Genomic DNA, 9,994 nt, shown 5'->3' with positions numbered 1-9,994 from the left:
GCCGACGCACCCGCGGACGCCGCAGACGACGTCGGCGCCGAGGACGCGCCCGACGAGGCGGACGACGCCTCGCCGTTCGACGACGACGTCATGCCCGACGACGACGTCGACCTGCTGATTCCCGTCGAGGACTACCTCTCTGCGGGTGTCCACATCGGGACCCAGCAGAAGACGAAGGACATGGAGCGGTTCATCCACCGCGTCCGCGACGACGGGCTGTACGTGCTCGACGTGAGCCGGACGGACGAGCGGATCCGCACCGCTGCCGACTTCCTCGCGAACTACGACCCCGAGCAGATCCTCGTCACGTCCTCGCGGCAGTACGGCCGGTTCCCGGCCGAGAAGTTCGCGGACGCCATCGGCGCCCGCGCCCGCACCGGACGGTTCATTCCGGGCACGCTGACGAATCCCGACTACGCCGGCTACATCGAGCCGGACGTCGTCGTGGTGACCGACCCGATCGGCGACGCGCAGGCCGTCAAGGAGGCCATCACCGTCGGCATCCCCGTGATCGCGATGTGCGACTCGAACAACCAGCTGTCGAACGTCGACCTCGTCATCCCGACGAACAACAAGGGTCGGCGCGCGCTGTCGGTCGTCTACTGGCTGCTCGCCAACGAGACGCTCGACCGCCGCGGCGCCGACACCGTGTTCGCCCTCGAGGACTTCGAGGACGAACTGTAACGCGGCGTTTCCTTCGAGTTCGACGTTACTGGCGCTGGTGAACCACTCCCTTTCAGATATCGTATCGAATGCGGTGCCGCGGCACTCGAAAGGGTCGGGTACGAACTGGAGTACAACGACCGCCATGAGCGTGGGTCGTCACGTGACCCGTCGTTCCTCAAGATATTGCTGCATTCGTGCGAGCGCCGACCGTGCTTCCTCTCGGTTCGCTTCCAGGTTCGTGACGGTCGGAGCTGGAAGACCGAGTTCGTCGGCTAGCAGAATGAGCCGGTCTAGAAGGGTTACCTCCAGCCGTTCGTTGATCATTCCGATGTTGATAACGTCCAAGTCACGCAGTTCGTCGTCTTCGATCTCGAGGACGAACTGATCCTTTTCTGCGATGAGTCCCTCCATAATCGGACTCCCCTGTTCACGCGTTTCCATGTCAAGCGTCGCGAAGATCGCCTCAATGCGGTCGATCTGTTCGACGGTATCGCCTTCGTGGGCACCGAAGATCGCCGTCACTTCGTCGCTGGCCGCGGCTGCGGCGAGATCGCTGTGGAGGTCCAGAATCTCGATCTCTGCGTGGTAGAGTTTCCGGAGTTCCCGGTCGAATAGTTCGCGCTTCGATGTGATAGACATCTGTTACACCCCCTCCGTGCAGTCATCGAAGAGCTGGTCACGCAGACACTCCTGTACGGCGTCGGTATCGACGGCTCCACTCTCCATCAGTACGTAGAGGCCGCTCGGCGAGACCGATCCGCCGGCCTCGAGTTCTTCGAGGAGTTCGGGGATACCCACGTCCGTCGCGTCAATATCCACGGAGACCGACTCGACGAGCATCCCGTCGCGGTGACCCGCCCGCCGGATCGCTGTCGTTACCATTCGCTCGGGGATCGTCCCACCGGTCGAGTCGTCCGCTCGCATCAACGCGACGATACCGACGCTCCGGAGCAGAAACGCGAGCCCGTCACGAACGCCAGCCTGGAGGTCATCGTCCGCGTCCCGCCACTGACGACCGGCATCGTCCACCTCACCGAGGATCTCTCGCCACTCGTCTTCCTCGAGCGCTTCGAACAGGATCGAGAAATCCAGCATCGAATTGTAGACCCGTTCGCGGATATCTTTCCGTCGCTGGTAGCGCTGCTGCTTGGCGTGTTGCCCGTCGTAGGTCTTCTCGCCCGTCAACCACCGCCGGTCTTCGGTCGTCAGCATCGCGTTCTTGCGGCCGGTCATATACAGCGTGGTGGGCAGCGAGGGAGTAAAAACCGGCCGAAAGTAAATCGGAGACACTACACGACCATAGAAATATTATTTACCGCTTGGCGAGAGAAACACGTATGCATCGCCTCGTGTCTCAGTATCCGACACCGGTATCAGAACGGCTCGTGGAACCAACCGAGACGATATCGGAGCGACAGGCGCCGTGCCCGATGTGAGAATCTCGCCATTTCAAAGATGAGTCAGGAACAAGTCACGGTTGAAACGGACGACTCGGGGCCGTTAGACACGTTTCGGCAGTTCTTCGCCCTCGAACGAGACGTACTGGTGCTGTCGCTGGCGATGTTCGCGTTCAGTCTCGGCTTCCAGATGACCAGCCGATTTATCCCCGAGTACATTGTCGCGCTCGGGGCATCCGGATTCGTCGTCGGCCTCTTCGGGACCGTCGGCAACATCGTCTCGGCGGTGTTTCCGTATCCCGGTGGCGCTCTCTCGGACCGACTCGGGTCGCGATATGCACTCACGCTGTTCGGGTTGATCTCGACGCTCGGGTTCGGGGTCTGGCTGGTCGCGCCGCATATTGGTGTGATCACGATTGCCAACGTGACGATCCCACCCTGGATCTGGATCTTCGTCGGTCTGCTGCTCGCGCAGGGCTGGAAATCGTTCGGCCTCGGCGCGACGTTCGCGGTCGTCAAGCAAGCGACCGATCCCTCGCGACTGGCAGCCGGGTTCGCCAGCACCGAGACGTTCCGCCGGACGGCGTTCCTTATCGGCCCGGTACTCGCCGCCGTCCTCATCGGCTTCCATCCGGACTTCACGGTGAGCTTCCAGTACGTCCTCGCCGTGGCGGTGGTCTTCGGGATCGTCGGGACCGTCGCCCAGCACGTCCTCTACGATGCCAGCGAGGACTCCATCGGTGACTCGTTCGAGGGTATCGAGCAGATCAGACGGGACCTGCGTGAGATGCCCGACCCACTTCGTCCGCTCCTCGTGGGCGATACGCTCGTCCGATTCGCGAACGGGATGGTCTACGTCTTCTTCGTGCTGGTGATCACGCAGTTCTACGAGGTCGGGTTCGAGACGACGGTCTCGCTGGCGGACTTCTCGTACGGTATCGATCTCTCGCCGGAGGCGTTCTTCGGCTACCTGCTCGGTGTCGAGATGCTCATCGCGCTCTTCTCGATGGCTCCGGCGGCGAAAGCCGCCGAGCGCGTCGGGCTCAAGCCGATCGTCGCCCTCGGATTCGCAGTGTACGCCCTCTTCCCCGTCGTGCTCATCAGTGGGCCGGAGGTCCTCGCTCCGGTGATGCCGCTCTCGTGGGCGATGGTCCTCATCTTCGCGTTCTCCGGGCTTCGGTTCGCCGGCCTGCCCTCGCACAAGGCGTTGATCGTCGGGCCCGCCGAGCAAGGTGCTGGCGGGCGCGTGACTGGCACGTACTATCTACTGCGAAACACGGTCGTCATCCCGAGCGCCGCGCTGGGCGGCTACCTCTGGGAGTTCGTGAGCCCGGAGATAGCGTTCACGATCGCAGCGGTGATCGGCGTCGTCGGCACTGGCTACTTCCTCGCGTTCGGAGAGGAGTTCGAAGCCTACGTCTGAGGATCTCAGCAGGCCGTCTTTTGTGACTCACAGTTTGTGACTCACAGCAAGTCGATCGTGAGCGGGTAGCTCCACGCGGTCCCGTCGGACGCCTTGACGGCCGCGACGATCACGAAGATCGTATCGAGGACGCCCAGGAGCAAAAACAGGAAGACGCCGATCGCGACGAAGACCAGGACGGCGGCGACGAGCGAGTAGATCGTCAGCCAGATCTGCCAGTTGATCGCGTTCCGGGCGTTCTCTTTCACGAACTCGTCTTCGGTCACGAACAGGACGACGAGCGGGCCGATCAGCCAAGTGAACAGCGCGAGGATGTGGGTGATCGCCGCCATCGTGGTGTTTCCACCGCCGGAGCCGTCGGGGTCGGTCGCGTGTGCCATGATCCTTCGATCCGAAGCCGGGTACTTAGTCGTTGGTGGGCGCCGTCGTTAGTCGTCGGTGGGCGCCACCGACCCGGACGCGTCGTGGGTCCACCGGGGCTCGATCTCCCGGTTCGCGAGCACGATCCGGTCGCCGTCGTCCGTGTCGATTCGGGTCTTCCGGAGCTCGATGGCGGCGACCGTCCCCGTCACGCCCTTCGCTTCGACGCGATAGCCGACGTTGAAGTCGGGGTCTCGCAGGAGGTAGACGCCGGCGACGGTGTCTTCGATCATCTCGGAGAGCGCGTAGGAAACCCCGAGGGCGATGAACCCGACGGCGGTGCCCAGACTCGCCGCGATGTCACCCATACCGACGATCTTCAGGAAGGTGAGCGCGACGCCGAACCACAGGAACACGGCGACGAGGGTGACGAGGAGGTCGCCGACGAGCTCCCTGTCGCCGACGTACACGCGGTCTATCGAGGCTCGGACGACCGCGAGGACGATCCGGACGGTCGCGTACGCGAGCGCGAGGAAGACGAGCCCCGAGAGGGCTCGCGGTACCGCGGCGACGATACCGTCCACGAACTCGGCGATCGCCCGAGAGAGGAGCGTCGAGAGCGTCATGGCCACCGCGACGACGGCCGGGCACGAAAAGGTGTGGGGCGCCGCCCGTCGACGGTTTGCGCCGCTTCGCGAGACGGGGACAGCGTGTCGCCGGGAGAATCGGGGTTCGGTCAGTACGAGGGCGACTCCTCGGGCTCGCCGTCTCGCGCGTTCGCGACCCGCGCGAGCGTGAACAGGAGGTCGGAGAGCCGATTGAGGTAGACGACGACGGTCTCGTTTATCGGCTCCGATCGGGCGAGTTCGACGGAGCGTCTCTCGGCCCGCCGAACCACGGTCCGCGCGTGGTGCAACCGGGCGCCGGCCGTGCCGCCGCCGGGGAGGACGAACGACCTGAGCGGCTCCAGCTCCTCGTCGAGTGCGTCGATCCGGCCTTCGAGGCGATCGACGTGGTCCGGTTCCACGCGGGGGTCCTCGGGGTCGGGGTCCGGATTCGCCAGGTCCGCCTGGACCACGTGGAGGTGGTTCTGGACGGTCGACAGCAGATCGTCGAGGTCGTCGTGGCCCGTGGGACGCACGGTCCCGATCAGCGCGTTCGCCTCGTCGACCGTCCCGTACGCCTCGATCCGCGCGCTCGATTTCGACACGCGGCTCATGTCCCGGAGGTCCGTCTCGCCATCGTCGCCGCGGCCGGTGTAGATGGTCACGTCGGACACCTCACGCGAGCGTTCGCTCGACGTACTCCAGGATGTTCGCGCTCTCGGCCATCGTCACCCCGCGGTCGGCGTCGACGAGCACGGGAACGCCGCGTTGACCGCTGACGCGCTTGACCTCGTCGCGGTCCGAGTGGAGCGCGTCGACCCACTCGGTCCGATACGCGACGCCGGCGTCGTCGAGCGCGTCGGCCACCTTCTCACAGTACGGACACCCGTCGAGGGCGTACAGTCGGAGAGACATACGCGCCCTTCGCCGCGCGGCGGCAAGAAGGTTGTCCGCGCCCCTCGACGGGGAGAGGGGTGTCCGCGTCCCCCGACGGCAACGTCAGCGGTCGCGGTACTCGCGTATCGCAGACCGCTGCTCACGCGGGATCTCCCGGGGCTCGCCCGACTCCGGGTCGAGCGCGACGAGCGTTCCCTCCGCCTCGGCGGCGACCCCGTCGTCGACGCGGATCTCGTGGCTCATCGTCAGGCTGGACCGGCCGACGTCGTCGACGGCGACCGTGACCGTCACGGCGTCGTCGGCCAACTCGACCGGCCGGCGGTAGTCGATGGTCAGCGACGCCAGCACCGTCGGCTCCGTGGTGACGTCAGCGCCGAGCACGTCCCGGATGTACTCGACGCGAGCCTGTTCGAGGTACGTCGCGTACACGGCGTTGTTGACGTGTCCCAGGGCGTCGACGTCGCGGAACCGGACCGGAATCTCCGTCGCGTACACCATACGACTCCGTGTACCGTGGTCCCCTTGGAGGTTCCGAGCGCCCGCTCGTCGGTTGGGAGCGCCCGCTCGTCGGTTCCGAGAATCCTCTCGTCGGTTCCGAGCGATCCCGCCAGTGCGGTACGGTCCTCGACGGGACCGACCGTCGGGTCGTCCGGGCGTCGAACCGCCGATCAGTACAGCAACTCGTCGTCGTTCTCGATCATGTACAGCGCCCGGGCCGCGATGTTGACCGCGTGGTCGCCGACGCGTTCCAGGTCGCGGATCGTCAACAGGAGCCGCGAGACGTTCTGCATCGTCGCCTCGACGTCGCCGTCTTCGTGGAGCTCGTCGCGCTCGATGAGATCCCGCACGACGAGGTCGCTCGCCGCCTCGCAAGCGGCGTCGACGTCGTCGTCGGCCTCCGCGACGGCGTAACACTGCTCCGGGTCGGAGTTGGCGTAGGCGGCCATCGCGTCCTCCAGCATCGCGAGCGTGTCGTCGCCGATACGCTGAACGTCCACGTCGGGGAACACCTCGCGTTCGGCCTGCTTCGCGTACCCGCCGAGGTTCGTCGCGAGGTCGGCGATCCGTTCGAGGTCGGTGATGATCTTGAAGGACGCCGCGATGAAGCGCAGGTCGCCGGCGACGGGCTGTTGGAGCGCGATGAGGTCCGTACACTTCCCCTCCAGCTCGAGGTAGAGGTTGTTGATCTCGGCGTCGCCGGTGATGACCTCCTCGCCCAACTCGCCGTCTTGCCGTTCGAGCGCGTCGAGACCCATCCGGAGCCGCTCTGCCACCAGCTCGCTCATGTAGAGGACGTCGTCGCGGAGGTTCTCGAGTTTCGTCTGGTACTGTTCGCGTGGCATCGTACTGGCGTATTCGCCACACCGAACGTACAAAAACACACCGTCGGCGCGGTTCGAGGGAGCCGCCGAGAGCCCACGGACGGGCCCGCACGGCTTCCGTGGTGGCGATCGGGGTCGCGTCCCACCCCGATTCGGGGTTTATTCGACGACGGGCGAACATCTTCGAGGGCGTTCTCAGCGCCGCGGAACGCAGATAACGATTGATCACGCGGCCGGACCACGAGCGTGGATGGGGACCGCCATGCGTGACAACCACTCTCTGCAACCCGACCGGCGGCGTGTCGTCGCGGACGCGTCCGGCGGCCCCCCAACCGTCCGCGCGGCGCCCTGCCGAACCGGACTCACACCATGAGCACCGACGACGACTCACTGTACACGTCACCCGACGACGAGGAGCGGCACAGGCGACTCCTCGACGAGACGGAGTACGACACCGAACTCGGCCTGGAGATGGCCCGCGACGCCCAGCGGGTGTCGGCGGGCGAGCTCTCCGAGGTCGAGTTCTACCGTCGATACCACGAGCGCATCGTCGAGGAGTTCGACATCGACGACCGGGAGATCGACCTCCCGGACCCCGACGAGGCGGAGGGGAGTGGGGAAGGATTCCTCGACGACCTCGGGTCGGTACTGGCGGACGTCGACCCCGAGACCGACGAGTCGCGGCGCTCCGTGATGCAGAAGGGCGCCGCGGTCGCCGGCGGACTCGCCGTCGGCGGCTGGGGAACGGTCCAGAACGCCGCCGGACAGGACGGGGGCGGGGGCGCCGATGCGCCCGGCGACGACGAGGAGGGTACCCGCTGGGGGATGACGATCAACCTCAACAACTGCGACGGGTGTCTGGCCTGCATGGTCGCCTGCGATCAGGAGCACAACCTCTCGCGGGGGGCCCACTGGATGTACGTCTTCGCCTACGAGGACGAGGGGCAGGCGGACGAGAACTTCCTGCCGCGCACCTGTCAACACTGCACGGACTCGCCGTGTACGAAGGTGTGCCCCGTCGGCGCGCGCCACACTCGCACGGAGGACGGGCTCGTGCTCACGGACTACGACATCTGTATCGGCTGTCGGTACTGCGAGGTGTCGTGTCCGTACGGCGTCAACTACTTCCAGTGGGGCGAGCCGGACGTTCCCGAGTCGGAGATCGACGAGGACACCCAGTACGACGACCGCGGCCGCTGGGTCGGGAACCGACCGCCCGAGGGCGTGATGGGCAAGTGTACGTTCTGTGTCGACCGCCAGGACGGCGCGATGGGCGAGGACCTGGTCGGTACCACCGCCTGCGAGGAGGCCTGCGCGATGGACGCGATCCACTTCGGCGACCTGAACGACCCGGAGAGCGCGCCGAACCGCCACCTCCGCGAGTACCGCGAAGCCCAGCCGAACGACACCTCCGAGTTCCCCGACCGGAAGGAACACACCGTCTCGACGTTCGAACTGCTCGCCGAGCGCGGCACCGAGCCGAACGTCACGTTCGTCGGCAACGAGCCGTCGCCGCACGCAGAACAGGTGGAGGGGCCCGTGACCTACGAGGAGATGGGGCTCGTCGACGACCGGAAGGAGGTGCTCGACGACGGCGCGACCGCGACGCAAGGGGGTGAGAGCGCGTGAGCGTCGACGTGACGTCCGTCGACCGCGACACGCTCCTCCGGCCGATCGAGACGCTCTCGCGTCGATACGTCGCGGCGCTGGCGGTCGCGCTCGGGCTCATCGGCGTCTGGCTCGCGTTCTACGTCCAGCAGCTCCAACACGGGCTCGTCGTCACCAACCTCTCCGACTGGGGCTCCGGCGGGGGCGTGCCGTGGGGGCTGTACATCGGCGCGTTCATCTGGTGGGTCGGCATCGCCCACGGCGGGATCATCCTGTCGGCGGCGGTCCGCCTCCTCGGGATGGACACCTACCAGCCGGTGGCCCGCCTCGCCGAGCTGCTGACGATCGCGGCGCTCTCCTGTGCCGGGCTCTTCATCCTCATCCACGTCGGCCGGCCGGACCGGCTCGTGACGAGCGTCCTACCCGCGTGGCCCACCTGCGTCCAGTGGTCGCCGCTGATGTGGGACGTGACCGTCATCACGGCGTACTTCGTGTTGACGGCGACGTACCTGCTTCTCACGATCCGGTACGACGTCAGCCGGCTGCGCGACCGGCTCCCGCCGCGTCTGGAGCCGCTCTACCGCGCGCTGCTGGTCGGCTACTCCGAGACGGAGGACGCGGTCGTCGAGCGGATGGTGTGGTGGCTCGCGTTCGCGATCATCATCATGGCGCCGCTGTTGCTCCACGGCGGGGTGATCCCGTGGCTGTTCGCGCTGCTCCCGTCGATGGCCGGCTGGCACGGCGGCGTTCAGGGTCCCTCGTTCCTCTCGATCGCGTTGACGTCGGCCGTGAGCGGCATCGTCATCGTCTCGGCGGCGTTCCGATACGCGTACGACTGGGAGGCGCTCATCCCCGACGCGGTGTTTCGGGGGCTCGGGCAGTGGCTCGGGTTCTTCGGGCTGATCTTCCTGTGGCTCCAGCTCCAGCAGGTGATCACGGGAATCTTCGCGGCGCCGACGACGCTCCAGCACGCGACGGAGGTGAAGATATCGACGCCGCTGTACTGGGTCGCGATCGGCCTGGTCGCGGCCGCCATGCTGTACGTGTTCGCGTCGTCGCTGCGACCGACGCTGTTCAGCATCCCGGCGCTCGTCGTCGCGTCGGTCGGGGTGCTCGTCGGGACGCTCGTCGAGAAGGTGCTGTTCGTCGTCGAGGGGCTCCAGCACGCGCACTTCGACCTGTACAACGGCGTGCCGGGCGCGTACACGCCATCGGCCGTCGAGCTGTCGGCGCTCGCCGGGACCGTCGGGATCGTCGCGTTGTTCTTCCTGGTCGTCTCGAAGGTGATCCCCGTCGTCGAACTGCACGCGATCGAGGACTACGAGGAGGTGGACACATGAATCCGACCGTGGTAGCGAGCGCGCCCGAGTACGCGCTTCCGTTCGTCGGTCCCGGGACGTACCTCATCTTCGGCATCGTGCTGCTGCCGGTGTACGCGATGGTCGTCGCGTGGTTCGTCGGCGACCCCAGCGACCGGTTCGCCGGACTGCTCGGCGTGGGATACCTCGCGGGGCTGACGACCGTCCTCTGGGGCGGGCTGTTGCTCGCCACGCTCGTCATCGGGGCGCTGTTCTTCTGAGACGGCGCCTCTCCCCTTCACGTCGGGTACCGGCACGGATCGCCCACGAACCGTCCGCCACCGACCACGAATCTCCCGCCACTGACCACGAATCTCCCGCCACCGACCGCGCATCGACCGTAACCGACCACGAAACG

13 protein-coding genes are annotated in these 9,994 nt (G+C 66.3%); 5 read left to right on the top strand and 8 right to left on the bottom strand.

All coding sequences use genetic code 11. The features are described from left to right. Nucleotides 1-684: 30S ribosomal protein S2 (gene rpsB / locus GJ633_RS03510; protein WP_156587206.1), on the top strand; the 684-nt coding region annotated here is incomplete at its 5' end. Between the two features lie 138 nt (nt 685-822). Here the strand turns inward: rpsB and GJ633_RS03505 are convergent. Next, a complete protein-coding gene (locus tag GJ633_RS03505) occupies nt 823-1,305 on the bottom strand; it encodes a DUF892 family protein (protein WP_156587204.1) in 483 nt (160 codons plus the stop codon). 3 nt (nt 1,306-1,308) lie between these two features. Further along, entirely contained in the window at nt 1,309-1,899 is a 591-nt protein-coding gene (locus GJ633_RS03500; RefSeq protein WP_231741218.1) for a hypothetical protein, read from the bottom strand. Nucleotides 1,900-2,121: 222 nt separating this feature from the next. On the opposite strand from GJ633_RS03500, the gene GJ633_RS03495 reads away from it, so the two are divergent. Continuing rightward, nucleotides 2,122-3,486 carry an MFS transporter gene (locus GJ633_RS03495; protein ID WP_156587201.1) on the top strand — a complete coding sequence of 455 codons (1,365 nt, stop codon included), beginning with the start codon at nt 2,122-2,124 and terminating at the stop codon, nt 3,484-3,486. 41 nt (nt 3,487-3,527) lie between these two features. Here the strand turns inward: GJ633_RS03495 and GJ633_RS03490 are convergent, their stop codons facing one another. The 6 genes from GJ633_RS03490 to phoU all read right to left on the bottom strand — a co-directional run bounded on the left by GJ633_RS03490 (nt 3,528) and on the right by phoU (nt 6,691). After that, nucleotides 3,528-3,866, bottom strand: a complete 339-nt coding sequence (locus tag GJ633_RS03490; protein ID WP_156587199.1) for a DUF4870 domain-containing protein — start codon at nt 3,864-3,866, stop codon at nt 3,528-3,530. 48 nt (nt 3,867-3,914) lie between these two features. Continuing rightward, a complete protein-coding gene (locus GJ633_RS03485; RefSeq protein ID WP_156587197.1) occupies nt 3,915-4,472 on the bottom strand; it encodes a mechanosensitive ion channel domain-containing protein in 558 nt (185 codons plus the stop codon). 110 nt (nt 4,473-4,582) lie between these two features. After that, nucleotides 4,583-5,116 (bottom strand): cob(I)yrinic acid a,c-diamide adenosyltransferase, encoded by a 534-nt coding sequence (locus tag GJ633_RS03480; RefSeq protein ID WP_321168889.1) that lies wholly within the window; start codon nt 5,114-5,116, stop codon nt 4,583-4,585. A gap of 10 nt (nt 5,117-5,126) precedes the next feature. Further along, a complete protein-coding gene (locus GJ633_RS03475; RefSeq protein ID WP_156587195.1) occupies nt 5,127-5,366 on the bottom strand; it encodes a glutaredoxin family protein in 240 nt (79 codons plus the stop codon). An 84-nt stretch (nt 5,367-5,450) separates the two neighbouring features. Beyond that, a complete protein-coding gene (locus GJ633_RS03470) occupies nt 5,451-5,846 on the bottom strand; it encodes a thioesterase family protein (RefSeq protein ID WP_156587193.1) in 396 nt (131 codons plus the stop codon). A 170-nt stretch (nt 5,847-6,016) separates the two neighbouring features. Then, nucleotides 6,017-6,691, bottom strand: coding sequence for a phosphate signaling complex protein PhoU (phoU, locus tag GJ633_RS03465; protein WP_156587191.1), 675 nt, complete (start codon nt 6,689-6,691; stop codon nt 6,017-6,019). 348 nt (nt 6,692-7,039) lie between these two features. On the opposite strand from phoU, the gene GJ633_RS03460 reads away from it, so the two are divergent. From GJ633_RS03460 to GJ633_RS03450, 3 genes are read left to right on the top strand one after another with little or no spacing between them, the layout of a single operon-like run. Continuing rightward, nucleotides 7,040-8,299, top strand: a complete 1,260-nt coding sequence (locus GJ633_RS03460) for a 4Fe-4S ferredoxin N-terminal domain-containing protein (RefSeq protein ID WP_156587189.1) — start codon at nt 7,040-7,042, stop codon at nt 8,297-8,299. Then, complete coding sequence (nrfD, locus tag GJ633_RS03455; protein ID WP_321168888.1) at nt 8,296-9,618, top strand: NrfD/PsrC family molybdoenzyme membrane anchor subunit; 1,323 nt, start codon at nt 8,296-8,298, stop codon at nt 9,616-9,618. The genes GJ633_RS03460 and nrfD overlap by 4 nt, the downstream gene beginning before the upstream one ends. Then, nucleotides 9,615-9,857, top strand: a complete 243-nt coding sequence (locus tag GJ633_RS03450) for a hypothetical protein (RefSeq protein ID WP_156587188.1) — start codon at nt 9,615-9,617, stop codon at nt 9,855-9,857. The genes nrfD and GJ633_RS03450 overlap by 4 nt, the downstream gene beginning before the upstream one ends. The last annotated feature ends 137 nt before the right edge of the window (nt 9,858-9,994 follow it).

It is taken from the genome of Halorubrum sp. CBA1125 (assembly GCF_009742825.1).
In the GTDB taxonomy this organism is placed as follows: domain Archaea; phylum Halobacteriota; class Halobacteria; order Halobacteriales; family Haloferacaceae; genus Halorubrum.
The sequence above is the reverse complement of the archived record's forward strand: the minus strand, read 5'-3'. Positions and strand labels throughout refer to the sequence as shown.

Bases quoted from the DNA above. Each gene is read 5' to 3' on its own strand.
- phoU (WP_156587191.1), bottom strand. From the start codon at position 6,691: ATGCCACGCGAACAGTACCAGACGAAACTCGAGAACCTCCGCGACGAC.
- GJ633_RS03505 (WP_156587204.1), bottom strand. From the start codon at position 1,305: ATGTCTATCACATCGAAGCGCGAACTATTCGACCGGGAACTCCGGAAA.
- GJ633_RS03485 (WP_156587197.1), bottom strand. From the start codon at position 4,472: ATGACGCTCTCGACGCTCCTCTCTCGGGCGATCGCCGAGTTCGTGGAC.
- GJ633_RS03490 (WP_156587199.1), bottom strand. From the start codon at position 3,866: ATGGCACACGCGACCGACCCCGACGGCTCCGGCGGTGGAAACACCACG.
- GJ633_RS03450 (WP_156587188.1), top strand. From the start codon at position 9,615: ATGAATCCGACCGTGGTAGCGAGCGCGCCCGAGTACGCGCTTCCGTTC.
- GJ633_RS03475 (WP_156587195.1), bottom strand. From the start codon at position 5,366: ATGTCTCTCCGACTGTACGCCCTCGACGGGTGTCCGTACTGTGAGAAG.
- GJ633_RS03500 (WP_231741218.1), bottom strand. From the start codon at position 1,899: ATGACCGGCCGCAAGAACGCGATGCTGACGACCGAAGACCGGCGGTGG.
- GJ633_RS03495 (WP_156587201.1), top strand. From the start codon at position 2,122: ATGAGTCAGGAACAAGTCACGGTTGAAACGGACGACTCGGGGCCGTTA.
- GJ633_RS03460 (WP_156587189.1), top strand. From the start codon at position 7,040: ATGAGCACCGACGACGACTCACTGTACACGTCACCCGACGACGAGGAG.
- GJ633_RS03470 (WP_156587193.1), bottom strand. From the start codon at position 5,846: ATGGTGTACGCGACGGAGATTCCGGTCCGGTTCCGCGACGTCGACGCC.